This window comes from Streptococcus sp. A22 (genome assembly GCF_043674215.1).
GTDB classification, from domain to species: domain Bacteria; phylum Bacillota; class Bacilli; order Lactobacillales; family Streptococcaceae; genus Streptococcus; species Streptococcus suis_V.
On sequence record NZ_JBIMJQ010000002.1, the window covers coordinates 1 to 21101 of the forward strand.

General features: G+C 46.5%; 17 protein-coding genes and 1 pseudogene. 4 read left to right on the forward strand and 14 right to left on the reverse strand.

The window, feature by feature from the left end; genetic code table 11:
* Positions 1-195 precede the first annotated feature (195 nt).
* Positions 196-459, reverse strand: a complete 264-nt coding sequence (locus tag ACHBHN_RS00825; protein WP_044689802.1) for a hypothetical protein — start codon at positions 457-459, stop codon at positions 196-198.
* A gap of 254 nt (positions 460-713) precedes the next feature.
* A complete protein-coding gene (locus ACHBHN_RS00830; protein ID WP_394733449.1) occupies positions 714-1574 on the reverse strand; it encodes a helix-turn-helix domain-containing protein in 861 nt (286 codons plus the stop codon).
* Between the two features lie 98 nt (positions 1575-1672).
* On the opposite strand from ACHBHN_RS00830, the gene ACHBHN_RS00835 reads away from it, so the two are divergent.
* Positions 1673-2569 (forward strand): ATP-binding cassette domain-containing protein, encoded by an 897-nt coding sequence (locus ACHBHN_RS00835; RefSeq protein WP_394733450.1) that lies wholly within the window; start codon positions 1673-1675, stop codon positions 2567-2569.
* Positions 2553-3245: an ABC transporter permease gene (locus ACHBHN_RS00840; RefSeq protein ID WP_394733451.1), complete on the forward strand. Its 693-nt coding sequence runs from the start codon at positions 2553-2555 to the stop codon at positions 3243-3245. Before ACHBHN_RS00835 ends, ACHBHN_RS00840 begins: the two co-directional genes overlap by 17 nt.
* 81 nt (positions 3246-3326) lie before the next feature.
* On the opposite strand, the gene ACHBHN_RS00845 is transcribed toward ACHBHN_RS00840, so the two are convergent.
* The 3 genes from ACHBHN_RS00845 to ACHBHN_RS00855 all read right to left on the reverse strand — a co-directional run bounded on the left by ACHBHN_RS00845 (position 3327) and on the right by ACHBHN_RS00855 (position 5813).
* Positions 3327-4022, reverse strand: a complete 696-nt coding sequence (locus tag ACHBHN_RS00845) for a histidine phosphatase family protein (protein WP_394733452.1) — start codon at positions 4020-4022, stop codon at positions 3327-3329.
* Positions 4023-4197: 175 nt separating this feature from the next.
* Entirely contained in the window at positions 4198-5535 is a 1338-nt protein-coding gene (locus ACHBHN_RS00850) for a PFL family protein (RefSeq protein WP_394732877.1), read from the reverse strand.
* Between the two features lie 11 nt (positions 5536-5546).
* A complete protein-coding gene (locus ACHBHN_RS00855) occupies positions 5547-5813 on the reverse strand; it encodes an ACT domain-containing protein (protein WP_002941251.1) in 267 nt (88 codons plus the stop codon).
* A 420-nt stretch (positions 5814-6233) separates the two neighbouring features.
* Between ACHBHN_RS00855 and ACHBHN_RS00860 the strand changes: the two genes are divergently transcribed.
* Together ACHBHN_RS00860 and ACHBHN_RS00865 are read left to right on the forward strand one after the other, a co-directional pair.
* Positions 6234-7985 (forward strand): ABC transporter ATP-binding protein, encoded by a 1752-nt coding sequence (locus ACHBHN_RS00860; protein WP_394732916.1) that lies wholly within the window; start codon positions 6234-6236, stop codon positions 7983-7985.
* Positions 7975-9720: an ABC transporter ATP-binding protein gene (locus tag ACHBHN_RS00865; RefSeq protein WP_394718799.1), complete on the forward strand. Its 1746-nt coding sequence runs from the start codon at positions 7975-7977 to the stop codon at positions 9718-9720. Before ACHBHN_RS00860 ends, ACHBHN_RS00865 begins: the two co-directional genes overlap by 11 nt.
* A gap of 139 nt (positions 9721-9859) precedes the next feature.
* On the opposite strand, the gene fni is transcribed toward ACHBHN_RS00865, so the two are convergent.
* From fni to adhE, 9 genes and pseudogenes are all read right to left on the reverse strand, one after another.
* Entirely contained in the window at positions 9860-10954 is a 1095-nt protein-coding gene (gene fni / locus ACHBHN_RS00870; RefSeq protein WP_172079314.1) for a type 2 isopentenyl-diphosphate Delta-isomerase, read from the reverse strand.
* 9 nt (positions 10955-10963) lie between these two features.
* Positions 10964-12043, reverse strand: coding sequence for a phosphomevalonate kinase (locus ACHBHN_RS00875; RefSeq protein WP_105122136.1), 1080 nt, complete (start codon positions 12041-12043; stop codon positions 10964-10966).
* A 1-nt stretch (position 12044) separates the two neighbouring features.
* Positions 12045-13070: a diphosphomevalonate decarboxylase gene (gene mvaD / locus ACHBHN_RS00880; RefSeq protein WP_105110366.1), complete on the reverse strand. Its 1026-nt coding sequence runs from the start codon at positions 13068-13070 to the stop codon at positions 12045-12047.
* A 1-nt stretch (position 13071) separates the two neighbouring features.
* Entirely contained in the window at positions 13072-13998 is a 927-nt protein-coding gene (gene mvk, locus ACHBHN_RS00885; RefSeq protein WP_105160403.1) for a mevalonate kinase, read from the reverse strand.
* Positions 13999-14158: 160 nt separating this feature from the next.
* Positions 14159-15418 (reverse strand): annotated as a pseudogene (locus tag ACHBHN_RS00890) (MATE family efflux transporter).
* Between the two features lie 308 nt (positions 15419-15726).
* Positions 15727-17211 carry a threonine synthase gene (gene thrC / locus ACHBHN_RS00895; protein WP_257104052.1) on the reverse strand — a complete coding sequence of 495 codons (1485 nt, stop codon included), beginning with the start codon at positions 17209-17211 and terminating at the stop codon, positions 15727-15729.
* A 103-nt stretch (positions 17212-17314) separates the two neighbouring features.
* Positions 17315-17521, reverse strand: coding sequence for a hypothetical protein (locus ACHBHN_RS00900; RefSeq protein WP_105122132.1), 207 nt, complete (start codon positions 17519-17521; stop codon positions 17315-17317).
* Between the two features lie 23 nt (positions 17522-17544).
* Positions 17545-17910 (reverse strand): PH domain-containing protein, encoded by a 366-nt coding sequence (locus ACHBHN_RS00905; RefSeq protein ID WP_105122131.1) that lies wholly within the window; start codon positions 17908-17910, stop codon positions 17545-17547.
* Positions 17911-18331: 421 nt separating this feature from the next.
* A complete protein-coding gene (gene adhE / locus ACHBHN_RS00910; RefSeq protein WP_394732879.1) occupies positions 18332-20983 on the reverse strand; it encodes a bifunctional acetaldehyde-CoA/alcohol dehydrogenase in 2652 nt (883 codons plus the stop codon).
* Positions 20984-21101 lie beyond the last annotated feature (118 nt).

A 21101-nucleotide genomic window follows, 5' to 3' on the forward strand; every position in this document is an offset into this window, starting at 1 on the left:
CATCGTCATTCCTCCTGCTATCTTTTTCTATTATTCTACCTTATTTGATAGTAGATTTAAAACTTTGCAACAGAACCTTTTAACTTATCGTTCATAAAACTCCTTTCGCACTACGATACATCGAACTTCGATACATAAAGTGTATCGCATCTCGATATATAAATCAAGAAAAAAATCAGAGAAAAGTCCCTGATTTCATTTCTTGATTGTTTTAGAAAATGGTGTTTTATGTGTCGTGATAAAGTTTTCAAGCCAGATAGCATCATCGCTCTCCGTCGCTACTTCTTCCCTTTCCTCATCCGTGTCCTGTTCTTCATCGTCTGAAAAATCGACTTTTCCAAACAGAACTACCTTGCCCTCCGTTTCAGCACTTGCTGAACTGCTATTAGTTGTTAGAAGCCCAAATGTTACAAAACCTAGCATTGCAAGAGCACCTAAAACAAGTAATTTCTTCATCATTATTTCCTCCAAGATAATTAAGAACCTGTATTCACAGTTCAGCACTTCTAACTAAGGCTAGTTTTTCAGCTACTCACCGCTCGTTTTTTTCAAAATACAGTTAGTATTCCCTCAAAAAACTGCCTTGATTAGCGAAAAACCATCTCTTCTCTAAAAGCACTTTTCTTGTGAATACAATTTCTAAACATTGTTTTGTAAAGTTGTCAAACTTACAAGTATTATCTTACAGGAAATGACGAGCCACTTAAAATTCATTACATATCTGTAACTTTCTCAATTTCCTTATTGATCTGGTGGATTAAATCATAGCAATCTAAAAATTTGGCAATATGCAGGCATTCCTTCATTATTTCTAGGCCACCATCATTTCCATTCATGTAGGACAAGCGTGCTTTTAGGAGCTTAAGCAGCAAGCGATCCCGCATATTCTTTTCCATGATATTGACAGAGTCAAGAATTTTGAGAAAGCGAATCGCAGCAAGCTCCTCTCCCCTATCTAACAAACTACTCGAAATATTGATGAGCACCTTATAGACATTGTCTCTGTTTTCTGTGATGTCCATATAAAACTTTGTTCGATTGAGAACTTCCATTCCCAGAACTTCTAACATTTTGCTAGGAAGACCTCTGCTACAATTTCCGAAAATCCAGAGTTCAAATTTCCCCCAATCATCTATGGACATTAAATAGTCCGATAGAATAGCTTTTTCATCCTCAGAAACATCATAATCAGGATCGCACCATTGTTGCTTAAAAATATGAAAGGCCGCGACCATTACCCTGTCAAACTGACGACCATCTCTATCATACTCTGCTTGATGGTACAAAATTCTATCATCCATATACTGAGCATTGTGACTATAAACTGCACGGACAAATTCCTCTGATGAAAACAAATTATCTATCTGAAAGTAGGACTGGTAGAGGGTAGAAAATTCGCCCTCTACCACATTCATCCGTCTCAAGCAATAAAAAAATGTATCTACAGAAAGATTGCTCTTTCCATTTTCAAAGCGTGATAACTGAGCAGGTGTCACGAAATCCCCTGCCACTTCTTTTAGAGACATATTTTTTGATTCACGAATGAGTTTAAAAATTTTTCCGTAAGTTCCCATTATATTCTCCACGCGTTACATTTATGTAACGAAATTTGCCAACTTTTGAATCTAGTATATCATAGATTTATCATTTTTTTATAGAAAGGCAGGTAGTTATGGCATCTCTCTTATCTACCCAAGAATTATCAAAACAATATGGGAAACAAAAGGCCGTTCATCAGGTTTCCTTGACTCTTAATAAAGGAGAAATCTGTGGCATAGTCGGTGAAAATGGTGCTGGGAAAACAACGCTTCTCCGAATGTTATCGGGCGTCATTTCCCAAACTTCAGGTACCATTACTAGTTCAAAAGATTGTCGTATTGGAGCTTTAATTGAATCCCCTGCTCTACAACCTAATTTATCTGCGATCGATAATCTTCGTTACATGGCTCTGCAATTAAATCTCAAGCAAGCGGACGAAAAAATCTTAGAGACATTAGCAATTGTCGGTTTAGAGGATGTTGATCCTAAGAAAAAATCCAAAGATTTTTCACTGGGAATGCGTCAACGTTTAGCCATTGCCTTAGCTATCCTAGATGACCCTGATTTTTTAATCCTAGACGAACCGATTAATGGTCTTGATCCTGTTGGAATCAAAGAAATGAGAAGTATTATTTTAAATCTTCGAAATCAATATGGGATGACCATCCTTATCTCCAGTCATATCCTATCAGAGCTTGAGATGGTGGTTGATCGCTACATTATCATGCATAAGGGTCTTATCGTCAAAGAATTCTCAAAGCAAGAGCTTGAACAAACCCTAGAAGAACATCTCTATCTACAAACGAACAACCATCCTAAGACCTTGACTATCCTTGAAGAGCAGGGCATCGCTTACAAAATAGATAAGGATTATATCAGTCTGCCATCAAATACGAATGTTATGAGCCTCATTCATCTCTTGATAAACCATGAGATTGAGGTCAAAGAAATTTTTAAACAACAAATGTCATTTGAAGATTATTACCTGACATTGATTCAAGAAGGAGAAGAGCATGATACATTACTTTAAAGCTGATTTATTTAAGATTCAAAAAGAACAGAGATTAACGATTTCATTGGGAATATTGGCTTTACTGTCCTTTTTATCCGCTTTTTTGTTGCATGGCAACGAAGACTTCACTAGCTCTCTTATTCAATTGCTTTCTCAATTTATCACACTATTTTTTATCGTTCCAGCCAACCTATTCTTTGGAGAAGATTTTACTTACCGTACCATCAATCATATTATTATCAAGCAACAAATAAGAAAAGGAGTATTTTTCTATAAAGTCTTAGCAACCCTTGTGCTAGATCTCGCTTATATCCTTCTAGCCTATTTATTGAGTAGCAGTATTGGCTTACTTCTGGGTGCCCCTGTTGATGTTGCAGTGATAATACACAGTTTCATTGCTCAAACACCTTTATTTATCTGTATCTCTCTGTTATCCATCCTGATATTTGTCAAGTCCAATAAAGTCAATCAAGCCTATCTTGCCTTTAGTTTAATGAGCCTTCTTTTTGACAATGTCACCAACCTTATTACTAGTAACCTACTCCATATGACATTACCAACAGATTATTTTCTATTTCTTTCGCTTCAACAGGGGGAACATATTACACAGCTATCCATGTGTGTTAGCTTCATATCTGCTATACTATATCTCTATCTGAGTTACTTTATTTTCAGCAGGAAAGAGTTAAAATGATGTAACTTAGATTTCATATATAAAAAACATGTATGTCACACATCAGAAAAAACGTATGACATACATGTTTTCATTTCACATTTATTCCCCTTGGGCAATCAATTCTGCTCCGCGTTGGCGGTAGGACATATCCCCAACCGACTCAATCAAGAGCTTACCATTTTCATATTTGAGGACGGTGATCGAACCGTTATCAAGGAAAATATTAGCCCCACGTTCTGGCTCTAACAAATGAGCCAGGGTTGCAATGGTCATACCGTGGCTGACCACAAGGGCGTTGCCTCCACCTTGTTTTTCCAAGTCTTGGGCGATGGATTCAAAACCTGTTAAGATACGATTGCTCAAGACCTCCCAAGATTCTGCCCAGCCAGCCGTGTCTGCCTCTTGGATACCTGCTGCGATTTCCGCAAAGGACATAGCCGTCGCATCAACTGTCCCTTTCAAACGAGGCAGGACACCTTGGAAAAGCTCGGCATCATACATACCCTCAAAACTGCCGAAACACCATTCACGGATACGCTTGTCTTGGTAGTAAGGGATTTTTCCTAAAATTCCCAACTCACGCTGGGCGATGGTCATGGTCTGAACGGTCCGCCCCAGGTCACTGGATACAGCTAGTTTAAAATCAAGGCCCGCATCCTTTAGCCCCAAGCCCAGTTCACGAATCCCTTCCTCACCTGCCTTGGTCAGCGGTGTGTCACACCAGCCCTGCACGCGCCCAATGGTATTGAACATGGTTTTCCCGTGACGAGAAATATATAATCTTACATCTGCCATAGTGTTCTCCTTGTCTTTTCTTACTATATAGTCATTTGAATTAGCTTTGATACATCGTCACTTTCGGCTTGCTGTACTCTAGTACTACCTGCACCTCGGTTCCTTGTCTGAAAGCTAATTCACTCGACTATAGTATAGCAAAAAACCGACTGCTTGTCGCAATCGGTTTACGTTTTTAGTTCTTAAAACTATGAATTGGAGCTGGAATTTGTCCGCCACGGTTGATAAAGTCCGCAGAAGATGCCTGATTGACCTTCATGACAGGAGCCGTTCCCAGAAGGCCGCCAAATTCAATCATGTCTCCTTCTTTTCCGAGAGGAATAATACGGACCGCAGTTGTTTTCTGGTTGATGACCCCAATCGCCGCCTCATCCGCAATCATGGCTGCAATGGTTTCAGCAGGCGTTGTTTCTGGAATAGCAATCATATCCAAACCTACAGAACAGATGGCCGTCATGGCTTCCAATTTTTCAAGGTTGAGCGAGCCATTTTGCACCGCCGCAATCATGCCCTCGTCCTCAGACACAGGGATAAAGGCACCTGACAAGCCACCTACTTGGTTGCAGGCCATAACCCCACCCTTTTTAACAGCGTCATTGAGCAAAGCCAGGGCAGCAGTCGTTCCGTGCGTACCAACGGTTTCTAAGCCCATTTCCTCCAAAACTCGTGCCACTGAATCGCCAACAGCTGGCGTTGGAGCAAGGGACAGGTCTACGATACCGAACTTGACACCCAGGCGTTCACTGGCCATATTACCAACCAACTGACCGATACGGGTAATCTTGAAGGCGGTCTTCTTGACGGTCTCCGCCACCACATCAAAGCTCTCACCGCGCACTTTTTCAAGAGCACGCTTGACCACACCGGGCCCAGACACGCCGACATTGATAACCACATCCGCCTCGCCGACACCGTGGAAAGCACCCGCCATGAAAGGATTGTCCTCAACCGCATTGGCAAAAACCACCAGTTTAGCCGCCCCCATATCAGAAGCCTCCGCCGTCTCCTTGATGATCCGCCCCATGTCCCGCACAGCCGTCATGTTGATACCTGTCTTGGTTGAGCCGATATTGACTGACGAGCAGACCTTAGAGGTTTGGGCCAATGCCTGCGGTATAGAGTTGATAAGGATTTCATCACCTTTTTGGTAGCCCTTTTGAACCAGAGCTGAAAAGCCACCGATAAAATCAATGCCGATCTCATGAGCCGCCTTGTCCAAGGCATGAGCCAAGGGCAGATAATCCGTGGCATCTGTCGCCGCACCAATCAAGGCAATAGGCGTCACCGACACCCGTTTGTTAACAATGGGAATGCCTAGTTCTGCCGCAATCTCATCGCCGACTGCTACCAGGTTTTTGGCCTTGGTGACGATTTTTGTATAGACTTTATCCGCAGCTTTCTCAATATCCGCATCAATACAGTCCAAGAGGGAAATTCCCATGGTGATGGTCCGGATATCGAAGTGCTGCTCCTCGATCATCTCAATGGTTTCAGTAACTTGTCTAATATCCATGAAATCTCTCCTTACAAGTTGTGCATAGCATCAAAAATGGCCGCACTTTGAATGTTGATTTTCACATTCAAATTTTGACCAAAGGCATCCAACTCCGAACGCAATTGAGTGAAATCTTTCTTCTCATCTGACGATACAACCGCCATCATGGTAAAATACTCATCCAAAACCGTCTGGGAAATATCATCAATATTAAGCCCCAACTCCGCAATCTTAGTCGCAACACCCGCAACAATCCCTGATTTGTCCTTGCCGACAACAGTAACAATTGCTTTCATGTTTCTACCTCATAAAATTTTCTCCTATTTTACCACAAATAAGAGGAAAACGGAATTGCTAGGACATATTGACCTCGAAATGTTCGCCTCTCCAGTTTATCTGAAAGACAAGGACAATCTCAAAAAATAGTCCTCATGGCTACTTACTTTCCTTTTTCTGAATAGTATGTTACACTGGAATGTACATTTATAACCTGTATGACTCTACAGTCTGGGGAGAGACTGTTGGAAGTTGGAGAGGGAGCGAACAGAGTCCGTATCATTCGTTATGACCGGTTCGGAGCCTATAACGCGAATAAACGGAGTTTGCTACGCTACCTCAATCTCTAACTAAAAAACAGGAACTATCTGTTGGAGTCTTAGAAAGGATATCCAACCTTTATTTTGCCCAAATTCTATGAAATAAAAGAAAGGATGATTATGAAAATTGTCAAACAACTCTGGTGGTTTTTTAAGCTAGAGAAAAAGCGCTACCTCCTTGGCATTATCTCTCTGTGTCTGGTCAGTCTCCTCAACCTGCTGCCGGCCTATATTATGGGAGAAATCATTGACCAAATCGACAGCCGTGCACTGACAGGACAGGGACTCCTCTTGGGCGTACTGGGGCTTATCCTATCTGGCTTTGGCATGTACGCCCTCCGCTATGTCTGGCGAATGAATATCCTGGCCACCTCTTTTCGTCTAGGAAAAATTATGCGGGCTCGCCTCTTTGAGCATTTTATGAATATGTCGCCCTCGTTTTTCCAAAATCACAGGACCGGTGACCTCATGGCCCATGCCACCAATGATATCAATGCCTTGACCCGTCTCGCAGGAGGCGGTGTTATGTCCTTCGTCGATGCGACTGTGACCGCTGTGGTGACCCTGGTAACCATGAGTTTTCTGATTTCTTGGCAAATGACCCTGGTAGCTATCCTGCCCCTGCCCTTCATGGCTATGACGACCAGCTATCTGGGCCGCCGCACTCATGAAAATTTCAAGGCCTCTCAAGCTGCCTTTTCAGAGCTGAACAATAAGGTCCAGGAATCTGTGTCTGGTATCAAAGTCACCAAGTCCTTCGGCTACCAAGAGCAGGAAAGCAAGGCCTTTCAAGAGGTCAACCAGGCAGCCTACCTCCAAAACCTCAAGACCATGCGCTACGATTCCCTCTTCGACCCAGCTGTCCTCTTCTTTGTCGGACTCTCCTATGTTCTCACCTTGATTTTTGGCTCCCAATTCATCGCCCAAGGCCAGGTTACCTTAGGGCAATTGGTCACCTTTATGACTTACCTGGACCTGCTGGTCTGGCCCCTCATGGCTATCGGTTTCCTCTTTAATATTACCCAGCGTGGTGCTGTTTCCTACGACCGCATCCAGAGTTTACTGGATGTTCATTCTGATGTAAAAGAGGCCAGCAAGCCTCTGCCAGCACCAGAAAATGGACAAATCTCCTACAAGGTCGACCGCTTTTCTTACGATAAGTATTCTGAGCAGCCTACTTTAGAAGATATTCACTTCAGCATTAAAAAAGGTCAGACTATCGGCCTGGTTGGTCCAACAGGTTCTGGTAAGACCAGTCTCATCAAGCTCCTCCTACGGGAATATGATGTAGACCAGGGCGCTATTTCCCTAAACGGGCAGGACATCAAAAACTACCGCCTGGCAGACCTGCGTGCCCTTATGGGCTATGTTCCCCAGGACCAATTTCTCTTTGCAGCCAGTGTTGCGGACAATATCAGCTTTGGCGACCCTGATTTGGAATTGCAGCACATCAAAGAGGCGGCCAAAACTGTCCATGTCTATGCAGACATCGAAGATATGCCTAACGGCTTTGCGACCATGGTCGGTGAGAAAGGGATTTCCCTATCTGGTGGGCAGAAACAACGTCTAGCCATGGCCCGTGCCATGATTCTCAACCCTGACATCCTGATTTTGGATGATTCCCTATCAGCAGTCGATGCCAAGACAGAACATGCTATTATCGAAAATATCAAGAGCAGCCGTCTGGACAAGACCACTATCATCACAGCCCACCGGCTCTCAGCTGTAGTCCATGCTGACTTGATTTTGGTTATGGAAGACGGAAAAATCGCCGAGCGGGGTACCCACCAGGAACTCTTGGAAAATCAAGCCTGGTACTACGACACCTACATGATGCAACAACTGGAAATGGAGGAAGAAAATGCAAGCTAAATCAAAAGAAAAAGGCGTTTTCTGGCGCCTCCTATCCTATCTCAAACCCTACTCGCTCCTAACTGCTGCAGCCCTGACCTTTCTCTTGCTGACGACTGTTGTTCGCAGCATTATTCCCCTTCTAGCCTCCCACTTTATTGACAATTATATCGGCCATATCTCCCAGTCTGGGACCATGATTCTGGCTGCCTACTTTGGGCTTTATCTGGTGCAGATGCTCTTTCAATATCTAGGCAATATTTGGTTTGCCAAGGTTTCCTATAGCGTAGTCCGAGATATTCGTCGGGATGCCTTTGGCAAGGTCCAATCTCTAGGCATGGCCTATTTCGACCAAACACCGAGCGGTTCTATCGTGTCTCGCCTGACCAATGACACAGAGAGTATCTCAGAGATGTTCTCAGGAATCCTATCCAGCTTTATTTCAGCCCTCTTTGTCATCGTGGTTACTCTCTATACCATGTTTGCCCTGGACTGGAAATTGACCTCCATGCTGGTACTTTTCCTGCCCGTCATCTTCATCCTGGTCAATCTTTACCGCAAAAAATCCGCTCCTGTCGTCGCTAAGACACGCAGTCTCCTCAGCAACATCAACAGCAAGCTAGCAGAGTCTATCGAGGGCATCCGGATTATTCAGGCCTTTTCTCAGGAAAAACGTCTAACTGAGGAATTTGAGGCTATCAACCAGGAACACCTGGCCTATGCTAGCAAGTCTATGGCCCTGGACAGTCTCTTCCTCCGTCCTGCCCTATCGCTGATTAAGATTTTGACCTATGCCCTGCTGATTAGCTACTTCGGCTTGGACTGGTCAGACGCTACTGTATCTGCTGGGATGATTTACGCCTTCATCCAATATGCTAACCGCCTCTTCGACCCGCTTTTGGAGGTCACCCAGCATTTCTCTACCCTGCAAACCTCCATGGTTTCGGCCGGTCGTGTCTTTACCCTTATGGACCAGACCATTGAGGAACCCCAGCAGGTTGACCAGGGAGCCTGTATCAGCCAGGGAGATATCGTTTTTGAGGACGTTTCCTTCTCCTACGACGGCAAACGGAAAATCCTTGACAAGGTTTCTTTTCAGGTCAAGAAAGGCCAGACTATCGCCTTTGTCGGCGCGACCGGTTCTGGAAAATCGTCTATTATCAACGTCTTCATGCGTTTTTACGAATTTGAATCCGGGCGGGTTCTGATTGACGGTCAGGATATCCGAACCTTCCCTGCCCAGGAATTGCGGTCAAATATCGGTCTGGTCTTGCAGGACCCCTTCCTCTATCACGGAACCATTGCCTCCAATATCCAGATGTACCAGGATATCAGTAGAGAGCAGGTCGAGGAGGCAGCCCGTTTTGTGGACGCTGCTCCCTTTATCGAAAAATTACCAGACGGCTATGACCACCTGGTTACCGAAAAAGGTTCCGCCTTCTCAACTGGACAACGTCAATTGCTGGCCTTTGCTCGCACCATGGCCAGCCAGCCTAAAATCCTGATTTTAGATGAGGCCACAGCCAATATTGACTCCGAAACCGAGCAAACTGTCCAGTATTCCCTGGAAAAAATGCGACAAGGACGGACAACCATTGCCATCGCCCACCGCCTATCCACCATCCAAGATGCCGATTGCATCTATGTCTTGGACAAGGGCAAGATTATCGAGTCGGGCAACCACGAACAACTCTTGGCCATGAAAGGCACCTACCAACGCATGTACCAATTGCAAGCAGGCCAATTGGCAGAGTAAAGATTGTAAAAGGAGCACCTCAGCCAGGTGCTCCTCTTTCTATTCTATTATATTCCATAAAAATCAATCTAGCCTATCTCCCTCCGAGTCTTTCAGTCACCAAGGCTCTCGACAAGGATAAGATGATTTTCTAAGAGTATTATTTTTCTGCTGACCGTCTTGCATAGGCCGTCCAGTCAATACCACGTGCCTGACACCAATTCTGCACAGCCGGTGCTAGAATCAGGTCGGTCTTTCTCAAGTCTGCCACAGTTTTAGCACCCAGCATGGTCATGATTTCCGCAATCTGTGTCTGGTAGCGGTCGATAGCCTGCATGGCCTCTTCCAGGCGGTCTGCCTTGCCGTCTTTTACAAATTGCAGGAAGTGATTGGACATCCCGACCAGGTCAGCACCAAGGGCTAGGGCTTTGACAATATCTAGCGGATTTTTAATACCACCTGAGGCGATGACCTGAGGACGACGGTCAGCCGGCAGAGACATGACCTCCACCAGAGATACCACCGTCGATTGGCCCCAACCCTCCAGGTAGTCGTAATCATGAAAGGCCCGACGGGCATTCTCAATCTTGGCAAAATCCGTCCCACCAGTCCCCGAAATATCAACTGTCTGGACACCAACCGAGGCCAATTTTGCCACCGTTTCCCGGCTCATACCAAAGCCAACTTCCTTGGCAATGACAGGCACATCCAGCTCTCGCACCAGGATCTCGATATTCTTCAACCACATAGAGAAATCTCGGTCCCCCTCTGGCATAACAATCTCCTGAGGAGCATTGACATGAATCTGAATGGCATTGGCCTCCAGCAAATCTACAGCCCGCTTGGCATTGTCCACATCGTGGTGGGCACCTAAGTTAGCAAAAATGATTCCGTGAGGATTTTCTCGACGCATGACAGAAAAGGTCTCCGCCACAGAAGGATCCTTAATGGCCGCACTAACAGAGCCCGACGCCAGCGGAATCTTCCCAAAGCACCCCAAAATCCCCAGCATTTGATTGATTTTCCCAGTCCTTTCACTTCCGCCAGTCATGGCATTGATGAAAAATGGGTGGGCAAAATCCAAACCAGCCACACTGGTTGCAAGGGACACATCCTCCAGCTTAAGCTCTGGCAAAGAATGGTGCACAAAACGAGTCTGGGCAAAGTCCGACGCCGACTGACTACTATACTGCTGGTTGGCCAGCCCCACATGCTGGTCCTTACGATCCAAGCCAAATTGTCCAAAATAATACATAAAATCTCCTTATTCACGCATGGCGATGTTTAGTTGGAGTGGAAGAATCCCGGCTTGTCGCCAAGCCATCTCAATGATCTCTTTTTGTTCCCTACTGTCTACCAGGCAGATGCCGCAGTCACCTCCACCTGCACCTGAGGATTTGGCCACCGCCCCATAAGCCTGGGCCCGATTAGCCAGTTGACTCAGTATAGGCGTCTCGATGACCAGGCCCATATCAGCCGAAAAATCCTGCAAGAGCCTGCGATTTTCTGCCACAGCCTGCTTGACCGCTGCCACTTGTCCTGTCTGACAGGCCAGGATAAACTGCTCCACACAGGCCTTTGAGTCGGCCAGAAACTGGCTATGGATACGATCCTTCTGCTCCTGGCTTTTCTGACTTTCCAGCTGCTGGACCAAACTGTCAGTCGAGGCCGCCGACCCCGTCCAACCAACCAGGAGTTGCAGGGGAGCGGGTAGCTGGATGGATTCAATCTTCAGGCCCAGCCAATCAGAGACTAACAAGTCCTCCAAGGACTGCTCTACCATTGCCTGCAAAAGCCAAGCCCGGTCCAAAGAATGGTAGGCCACAAGTCCCCCAAAGCTAGAAGCTGCCAGGTCACCAAAGGAACCGGTCATGCCCAGTTGGGTCTGGGCCAGGGCAGCCAACTTGTAGACCAAGAGGGGCTCAGCTGACTGTTGGTAATAGGCCAAAACCGCCTTGACCGTCGCCACCGTAACCGCACCTGAAGAACCCAGTCCGTACTTGGTACCTGATACCTGGTCGTCCAGGTCTGACTGGATGCCTAGGGCATAAGCTCCTTGACAGGTCAAGCCCTTGGTCCGCAGATAAACCTCGGTCACCTGCATGGCCATCGTAATCAGTGGATAGGGATTTTCCCCATGGGTAACAATAGTCGCTCCCTGACGGCTCCAAGGCAGATAGAGGTCTGCCTGCTGGCTAGAATGAATACTGGCCTGGTCTGACGTTTGAACGGTCACGGTCAGATACTGGTCCACTGCCGCAATGACAGCTGGCTGACCAGCCTCGACCACCGCATATTCCCCTGCCAGAAAGAGCTTGCCTGGTGCTTGTACTTGTACCTGCATCCTAAGACCTCTCTTCAAATGCCTGCTGGGAGCCTTGCCAGTCCTCATCTGTCAGAACATAGGCCGCAGGACCTGGTAGGCTGGTAATGATTTTTTCTTTGGGGAGGTACTGAGATAGGCCATCGACCAGCTCTGCCATTTGACTGGCTCTGCAAAGAACCTTGACATTTGGTCCCGCATCCATGGTCATGTAGGCTGATAGGCCGCTTTCCTCACGGACCTGACGAACAGCCTCCTGGGCCAGCAAACTATCTGCCGACCAATAGGTAAACGGCGGATTGGCAGACAGGGTGGTAGCATGCATCTTCATGCCATTATGCTCGGTAATCTGACCGACCTGTTCAAAATCCCGGTCCGCAATAGCCTGCTTAATAGCCTGCAAATCTTCCTTAGCAGTGTCCATCCAGGCCTGGTAAAAGGGGGACGTTGCGACCGTATGGTCCATGCCTTCACGGCTGGCAATCTTTTTCTGACCTGTATTGACCGCAAGAACAATCATGCCAATATCCCAGTCCGCATCATCGATGGGATGGGCCATAGAATCTGCCGAACCTGTCCCCATATCCCACTCGACAAAACCTCCGAAAAGGCTACGGGTGCTGGAGCCTGAACCACGACGGGCAAGGGTTGACAATTCCTCTCGACTCAAATTCAGACCTAGAGCTGTCGCGGTAGCCAAGGTCAGGGCCGCAAAGGCTGAGGCTGAGCTGGCTAATCCTGCCGCAGTCGGAACAAAATTGAGACTTTCCACTCGGGCAAAAGTCCTCTCACCTATATATTCGCAAAATAAATCCAAAAATCGCGAAATTTTTAAAATTTCTTTTGAATCTTGCAAGATTCCATTTAAATAAAACTCATCAGCCGTCAAATCGCTGTCAAAAATCACCTTGGTATCTGTGTAAAAGGCATCCAGGGTCAGTGACAGGCTGGAGTTCATGGGCAAGAAGAGTTGCTTGTCTCGCTTACCCCAGTATTTGATCAGGGCGATATTGGTATGGGCACGGGCAATGCCGATTTTCTGGCTCATCTTATTCTCCTAAGTATTGGATCCAGGTTTGCTTGGCACCTGCTTGGGCGAGGATGCAGGCCAATTCCTGGGCTTTTTGTTCTGTTTTTACAAGGGCAATCATACAGCCGCCACGGCCACCTCCGGTCAGCTTGGCTCCTAGAGCTCCATGGGTCTGGGCTAGGCTGACCAGTTTATCTAGGCTGGGGTCTGACACGCCTAATTTTTGTAAGAGGACATGGGCTCGACTCATCTTTTGACCTAGAAGCTCTGCCTGATCATGGGCTAAATCCTCTCGAGCAGCCTGGGTTAAAGAACCTAGTTCTTCCACTAGCTGAACGGCCTTTGGCTCATTTTCCAAAAGAGTCGCAACATCAAGGATAGCCTCAAGGGTATTTCCGGTAACGCCGGTGTCAGCCACGACCAAATAGGCATGGAGGTTGAGGGTCAAAGGTTGGATGGGCTGGTTTTTGACGAAATAAATGGGGAACTTGCCGCTAGTCGTCGCTGCATCAATTCCTGAGGGGTTACCGTGGGCAATCTTTTCCGAGGACTGGACGATGTCCCAGAGCTCGCTGTCGGTCAGCTCCTTTTGGTAGTAGGCAAAGAGGGCGCGTGCCACCGCTACTGCCACTGCGGCACTGGAGCCCATGCCCCGCTCTGCTGGTATAGTGGAACTAATCTGGATATGAATGGCCGGGTCGGTCGGTGCTCCGATGCGGTAGAGGGAAAAGCGAATGGCGTGCTTAAGACTCTCCCAAATCTTGGGCATCTTGTGGACAAATCCCTGATAAAAATCACAGGTCACGGTTAGAGCAGTCCCTTGGGCCGCAACGGTCGCAGTAATCTGGACAGCAGAAAAAGGCATGGCAATGGCCGGCTGACCGTACACCACCGCATGCTCTCCCATTAAAATAATCTTTCCTGCCGAAGCTCCTACTGCTGTCATATCTGCCTCCTTGTCAATCAGCTCTATTATACCACTTTTTTAAATCAATAGAAAATGTGAAAACAGCCGACCATCGCCGACTGTTTTCCAGGAGATTATATGAAAAAGATTTCGCTATTTCTAGCTTGACTATAGTATACCCCTTCAAGCTTAAAGAAAGCTAAAGCCATTTTTTATAACAAATATACAAAAATCCAGCCCGAAAGGCATTGTCCAGGATAGTCGCAATCCAAATGGCATCTAATCCTAGCTTGAAAACCTTGAACAAGATTAGGGCGCCAAGTATCCGCACCAGCCACATGCCGAGACTAGTGGCAAAAAATGGGAGCTTGGCATTGCCCAATCCCTGACAAAGAGCCGTCAGAATCAGAGTAGCCGCCGTAACCGGCACACCGAGCAGGGAATAAAACAAGACAGTCTGACTGGCTTCCGCCACTAGAATGTCTTCGGTATAGAGTCTAGTAAGCTGCGGGCCAAATAAATAGGCTAATCCAGCAACCAAAACCATACAGCCGACGGACAAGAACAAACCTGCTTGCAACAATTGAGCAACCTGTGTCTTATCCTTACGGTATCTAGCCGTCAAGATGACCAGGGCCGTCGCCAGTCCCATGGCTGGTATGTAGTTAAACTGGGTCAGGGTTTCCCCGATAGCATTTCCCGCTAGAACAGCCGTCCCCAGACTGACAATAAGGCTGACCACCACGACATCCCCCGCCCGCATCATCACCCTTTCTCCAGCAGCGGGTAGGGCAAGTCTGACCAAATCCTTATCCATGGATCAGGTCCATTCTGCCAGGGGAACTGGCAACTGCGACCAAAGGAGCAGGCAACCTATGAGACGAGATAGAACTGTTCCGACAGCAATTCCAGCCACGCCGGCATGGAGCACAAAAACGGCGAAAGCGGAGAGCAGGATGTTGAGGAGATTGCTCAAGAGGCTGACATACATGGGGAGGGCAGGCCTACCAAGAGACCTGAGAATGGCGCTGAGGCTGGTCATAAGACCTAGAAAAACGACAGCACCGCCGACTAGGATCAAATAGAGACCGCCCGTTTCTACGACCGCTGCCTCTACTCCCAATAGAGCCAGCAAGCTAGGGCCTGCCAAAATAGCGACTAAACCCAAAATACCGCTGACAAGTAGGGTCAATTTGAGACTTTCCGTCATCCTGGTTCCGACCACTTGCTCACCTTGGTTGCTGGATTGGGCCAGACGTGCAGAAATAGCAGCAGCCAGGGCGATGAAAAGGGCCTGGTAAATAGCCAGAATATTGTTGGCGACGGAAACACCTGACAGGGCAACCATCCCCAGACCTGCCACCAGGTAGGAATCTACCATTCCCATCAGCATCTGCAGGACATTTTCTCCCATGGCAGGTAGGGCAATAGAGATTATTTCTTTATAAATTTTTTTCATAAGGCATAGAAAAAGGGAGTGGGCAAGAACTCGACAAAGCTAAGAAGAGTTCGTCTGCCCACCCCCGCACAGCTCCAACGGTTTGGGGAACCTTTGGAGGTTGAAAATAGAGCGAACAAAGTTCGCATCATTCATTAGATCTGATCCGGAGCGTAAAACGCGAACGAAATGAGGTTTGCTACGCAATCCTTATTTCCAACCTTTCACAGTTCCCCAAACTGTGAAAGCCAATCAACCACTGCGCTGAGATGTTGACATGAACTATAAAAATCGAGTCTAGGCTTTTGCCCACTCCTTGAATATTCCAATTATACTCCCAAATAACGCTCGACTTCGACCTGCATATCCGCTGCTGCAACGATTGTTGTGTGGCGGACAGGAGCTATTTCTAAGCCGTCCACCGCCGGTGGCAAGGCAACACCTGAAATTTCATGGAGTTTAGCCAGCGCCTCAAAGTCTGATAGACCTGTTTCCCCTGTCACAGACTGGACTGCCACAACTGGGAACTTGTAAGGACTAGCTGTAGAGGCGATAACTGTCGGTGTCTGGTCGCCTGTTTTCTCCACATACTTCTTATAGACAGCGGAGGCAACAGCCGTGTGTGGGTCCTCGATATAGTCTGACTCTTCATAAACACGCTTGATTTCCGTCGCTGTCTCCTCTTCCGTCGCAAAGGCGGCATCAAAGAGAGATAGGATAGACGCGTCAGCCCCTTGGATGTCATACTGGCCATCTGTAGCCAAACGATCCATAAGCTCAGCTGTTTTTGCTGCATCATTTCCAAAGAGATGGAAAATCAGGCGCTCCAAGTTAGACGATACCAGGATGTCCATGGACGGGCTAGTCGTCACGCGGAAGGTGCGTTTCTTGTCGTAAACACCGGTCGTGAAGAAATCAGTCAGGACATTGTTGTCGTTGGACGCACAAATCAGTTTGTTAATCGGCAGGCCAATTTGCTGGGCATAGTAGGCAGCCAGGATGTTTCCGAAGTTACCAGTCGGTACAGTAAAGTTGACCTTGTCGCCAGCCGCAATCTCGCCAGTCTTGACCAGCTGAGCGTAGGCGTAGACATAGTAGACAATCTGTGGCACCAGACGGCCGATGTTCATAGAGTTGGCTGATGAAAATTGTAGTTTCTTTGCTGCCAATTTTTCACGCAAGTCCACATCGTTGAACATGTATTTGACCGCTGTTTGGGCATCATCAAAATTACCGTCAATAGCTACAACATGAGTATTATCACCAGTCTGGGTCGTCATCTGCAGCTCTTGCACCTTGGAAACACCGTCACGTGGATAAAAGACCACGATACGGGTGCCAGGCACATCCGCAAAACCTGCCATGGCCGCCTTCCCAGTATCGCCAGAAGTCGCGGTCAGGATGACAATTTCATTTTCCAGACCATGCTTTTTGGCGGCCGTCGTCATCAGATAAGGCAGGATAGACAGAGCCATATCCTTAAAGGCAATGGTCGAACCACGGAAGAGCTCCAGGTTGTATTGGCCCTTTAGTTTTACCACTGGGGCAATGGCTGGTGTGTCAAACTTGCTGTCGTAGGCATTGGTGATACAGTAATCCAGCTCATCTGCGGTAAAATCATCCAAGAAAGCCGACAAAATCAGCTCAGCCACTTCTTGGTAGGAAGCGTCCTTGAGCTGGTCAAAATTCAAGTCAACTGCTGGTGCAGAAAGCGGTGTAAAGAGACCACCGTCTGTCGCCAAGCCCTGCAAGATAGCCTGGCTGGCAGAAACACGGTTGTTAGCATCTCGGGTGGATTGGTAAACTAAAGTCATGGGCGAATATCCTCTAAAAATCTATTTCCCCTATTCTACCATAAATTGACAGAAAATTGGAAAGATTTGAGAAAAAACCGAACAGCGGTTCGGTTTTCAGGCTTTATTTGTCCTTCAACAAGGCCAAGCCTCCGAAGAAAGACCAGTTGAGGAGGGACAGATAGGCTAGCCCTCTCAAAAGTCGAAGGCTGCTGAGCGTGTCAAAATCGATACCATCTTTAACAGCCAGCAGCCAGTCCCCAGCAAATAAAAGATAAAGTGCCCCAAGACAAGCTACGGCAATTAAAATAAAACCAAGTTGCTTCTTCATATCCTTCCCCCTCCTATCCTGCCTTATAAAATGGCTTCCGCAATCAAGCGGTCAAAGCGTCTGATATCAATTCCTTTTTTCAGATTTATCTTGATATGACCTGCCCTAGTCCAGAGTTCAACTTCCGCATTGAAATCTAGGAATTTTCCTGCATTTTCCGTTGACCACATATTGATAGAACTGTAAGGGAGCGAGTACATCTCTACTTTTTTACCCGTTAGCCCCTGTGCATCACGGACAATCAAGCGACGATTGGTAAAAATAGCACTGTCTCGTATGGTTGCATAGGCAGCCTTGGGCTCCTCACCCGGCAATAAAATCTCAAAAACATCAGCTGGCACTGGACATTCACGGACAAAAGTCCAGGCTAAAGGGGTTAATTCTGCCATAGGAGGCCTCCTTGTTTTTATTTTAGTATATCATAATATAAATATTTCCTCAATAACCAAAAACACCAGCCTACCTTGTGTAAACTGGTGTTTGAGAAAGTTTTGGAGGCTGGTCCATTTGTTTATACAACGGTTGTTGAGGAACGATTTTCTAAACGAACCTAGATAGATTACCGAAACCGTTCTAGCCCTAAGTCTTTCTAGGCAGATAGACGAAGACTAAGCCTATTCAGTTTTGAAATCAGTTTTTCCTAAGAGAATCTAGGCGGCGAAGGTGACGGTTGAATTCAAGTTCACCTAGTCAACAACGAAGATATCCCAAATCATCAAGGAATGATTTTCTAAATGAGGCGAGGCAAAGCGACGCAGGCGTAACTGAAGTTAGGCAAGGAGCTTTAACGACGGATCATGACGAAAATCATTACTTGATGCGACCTGGACGTTCTTTGTAGCCGTAATACGCATCTTCGATGATTTCTTGCATATGGTCAACCATGGCCAAGCGTGGGTTAGCAGGTGTACATTGGTCTTCATAAGCAAGCAGCGCCAATTCACGAGAGTACTCTTTGAGTTCTTTCTCATCAACACCTTGGTCTTTCAAGTTCATTTGGATACCGATACGCTCACCCAATTCGTAAACTGCTTTCGCGTAAGATGCCACACCTTCTTCTGGTGTTGAAGCTGGAAGTCCAAGCATTTTAGCGATGTCTTGATACTTCTCGTCCGCACGGTAGTAGTTGTACTTAGGCCATGTAGCGGTCTTAGCTGGACGAGTACCGTTGTAACGGATAACGTATGGAAGCAAGATAGCGTTGGTACGACCGTGAACAGTGTGGAAACGTCCGCCAAGTTTGTGGGCCATTGAGTGAGAAATACCGAGGAAGGCGTTGGCAAAGGCCATACCTGCCATTGTTGAGGCGTTATGCATTTTCTCACGAGATTCCCAATCTGCTTCTTTGACAGATTTTTCAAGGTTTTCAAAGACCAACTTGATGGCTTGAAGAGCCAAACCGTCTGTGTAGTCATTGGCAACTGTTGATACGTATGCTTCTGTTGCGTGAGTCAATACGTCCATACCTGTATCTGCTGCTACAAAGTCAGGCACACTCATAACGAATGCTGGGTCAACAATGGCAATGGTTGGTGTCAATGAGTAGTCAGCAAGTGGGTATTTACGGTTGTTTTTCTTATCAGAAATAACGGCAAATGGCGTAACTTCTGAACCGGTACCAGATGTGGTTGGGATACCAACATATTTTGCTTTTTCACCCAATTCTGGGAATTTGAAGGCACGTTTGCGGATGTCCATGAATTTTTGAACAAGATCACGGAAGTCCACTTGTGGTTGCTCGTAGAAGAGCCACATGATTTTCGCAGCATCCATTACAGAACCACCACCGATAGCGATGATTGTATCTGGTTTGAAGGCTTTCATGGCCTCTGCACCGCGTTCAACTGTTGTGATATCTGGATCTGGTTCGATGTCTGAGAAGACAGTGTACATGACTTTGTTTGAGCGAAGTTGCAATTGTTCAATTACACGTTGAACAAATCCAAGTTTCACAACGACTTCATCAGCTACGATCATGACTTTCTCAACATTTGCCATTACTTGCAAGTATTGAATGGAGTCACGTTCGAAGTAAATTTTTGATGGAACTTTAAACCATTGCATATTATTTCTCCGTCTTCCTACTTTCTTGATGTTGAGCAAGTTAAGAGCACTTACATTGTCACTCACAGAGTTGCGTCCATAAGAACCACATCCCAAGGTAAGAGATGGAAGGAAGGAATTGTAAACATCACCAATACCACCGAAGGTTGATGGAGAGTTCCAGATAACACGGATAGCTTTTACACGCGTACCGAACTCTTTTGCCAAATCTGCATCCGCTGTGTGGATAGCTGCTGAGTGTCCAAGACCATGGAATTCAACCATTTGACGTGCTGCTTCCAGACCTTCTTCACGACCTTCTACTTTCAAGACAGCGATAACTGGTGACAATTTTTCACGTGTCAATGGCTCTTTTTCACCGATTTCAGCCACTTCAGCCGCCAAGATGTTGGTCCCTTCTGGTACTTTGAAGCCAGCTTGCTCTGCAATCCATGCAGCTGGACGACCTACGATGTCCGCATTCAATTTTCCTTCTGCACAGTTTTTGCTGTTAGCCTTCACGCCAAAGCAGAATTCTTCCAGAAGGGCTTTTTCTTTCTTATTAACAAAGTAAGTGTGGTAAGACTTGAACTCTTCTACAAAATCGTCATAGATGTCCTTGTCCACAATAACCGCTTGCTCTGATGCACAGACCATACCGTTATCAAATGACTTAGACATAACGATGTCATGTGCTGCTTGGCGGATATTTGCTGATTTTTCAACATAGGCAGGAACGTTACCCGCACCTACTCCAAGTGCTGGTTTGCCGCAAGAGTAAGCTGCACGCACCATTGCGTTACCACCTGTCGCAAGAATTGTTGCGATACCGTCGTGCTTCATCAACTCTGAAGTTGCTTCCATCGATGGTTTTGTAATCCATTGGATACAGTTTTCAGGTGCACCTGCTGCTACAGCTGCTTCATAGACAACACGGGCCGCGTGTGCTGATGATTCTTGTGCAGATGGGTGGAAGGCAAAGACGATTGGGTTACGTGTTTTAAGAGCAATCAATGATTTGAAGATGGCTGTTGAAGTTGGGTTGGTTGTTGGAGTAACCCCACAGATAACCCCCACTGGCTCAGCAATCAAGGTCAAACCAGTTACTTCGTCGTCTTCAATCACGCCAACAGTTTTGACACCACGCATGTTGTTCACAACGTGTTCGCAGGCGAAGAGGTTTTTAGTCGCCTTGTCTTCAAAGACACCGCGACCAGTTTCTTCATGGGCATGCATAGCCAAGACGCCGTGTTGATCCAAGGCAGCTACTGACGCTTTCGCAACGATGTAGTCAACCTGCTCTTGATTGAGAAGACGAAATTCTTCCAGAGCCACAAGCCCTTTTTGTACAAGCTCATCAACGTGTGCACGAGCTTCTGCCAATTTTTCTTCTGGTGATACTACTTTTTTATCAGCCATGATATTCCTCCAAAAATTCCGTTAATCATTTTGTTAGCTTTTTCACAATGTTATTGTACACTAAGTTTTTTGTTTTGTAAAGTCTTTTTGTTAAATTTTTCACAAGTTTTTTAAAAAA

What these genes read in the sequence shown, in the direction of transcription:
- fni (WP_172079314.1), bottom strand. Translation starts at nt 10,954, where the DNA reads ATGTATTATTTTGGACAATTTGGCTTGGATCGTAAGGACCAGCATGTG.
- adhE (WP_394732879.1), bottom strand. Translation starts at nt 20,983, where the DNA reads ATGGCTGATAAAAAAGTAGTATCACCAGAAGAAAAATTGGCAGAAGCT.
- ACHBHN_RS00900 (WP_105122132.1), bottom strand. Translation starts at nt 17,521, where the DNA reads ATGAAGAAGCAACTTGGTTTTATTTTAATTGCCGTAGCTTGTCTTGGG.
- ACHBHN_RS00865 (WP_394718799.1), top strand. Translation starts at nt 7,975, where the DNA reads ATGCAAGCTAAATCAAAAGAAAAAGGCGTTTTCTGGCGCCTCCTATCC.
- ACHBHN_RS00860 (WP_394732916.1), top strand. Translation starts at nt 6,234, where the DNA reads ATGAAAATTGTCAAACAACTCTGGTGGTTTTTTAAGCTAGAGAAAAAG.
- ACHBHN_RS00850 (WP_394732877.1), bottom strand. Translation starts at nt 5,535, where the DNA reads ATGGATATTAGACAAGTTACTGAAACCATTGAGATGATCGAGGAGCAG.
- ACHBHN_RS00855 (WP_002941251.1), bottom strand. Translation starts at nt 5,813, where the DNA reads ATGAAAGCAATTGTTACTGTTGTCGGCAAGGACAAATCAGGGATTGTT.
- ACHBHN_RS00845 (WP_394733452.1), bottom strand. Translation starts at nt 4,022, where the DNA reads ATGGCAGATGTAAGATTATATATTTCTCGTCACGGGAAAACCATGTTC.
- ACHBHN_RS00835 (WP_394733450.1), top strand. Translation starts at nt 1,673, where the DNA reads ATGGCATCTCTCTTATCTACCCAAGAATTATCAAAACAATATGGGAAA.
- ACHBHN_RS00825 (WP_044689802.1), bottom strand. Translation starts at nt 459, where the DNA reads ATGATGAAGAAATTACTTGTTTTAGGTGCTCTTGCAATGCTAGGTTTT.
- ACHBHN_RS00840 (WP_394733451.1), top strand. Translation starts at nt 2,553, where the DNA reads ATGATACATTACTTTAAAGCTGATTTATTTAAGATTCAAAAAGAACAG.
- mvk (WP_105160403.1), bottom strand. Translation starts at nt 13,998, where the DNA reads ATGACAGCAGTAGGAGCTTCGGCAGGAAAGATTATTTTAATGGGAGAG.
- ACHBHN_RS00905 (WP_105122131.1), bottom strand. Translation starts at nt 17,910, where the DNA reads ATGGCAGAATTAACCCCTTTAGCCTGGACTTTTGTCCGTGAATGTCCA.
- ACHBHN_RS00875 (WP_105122136.1), bottom strand. Translation starts at nt 12,043, where the DNA reads ATGCAGGTACAAGTACAAGCACCAGGCAAGCTCTTTCTGGCAGGGGAA.
- mvaD (WP_105110366.1), bottom strand. Translation starts at nt 13,070, where the DNA reads ATGAGCCAGAAAATCGGCATTGCCCGTGCCCATACCAATATCGCCCTG.
- thrC (WP_257104052.1), bottom strand. Translation starts at nt 17,211, where the DNA reads ATGACTTTAGTTTACCAATCCACCCGAGATGCTAACAACCGTGTTTCT.
- ACHBHN_RS00830 (WP_394733449.1), bottom strand. Translation starts at nt 1,574, where the DNA reads ATGGGAACTTACGGAAAAATTTTTAAACTCATTCGTGAATCAAAAAAT.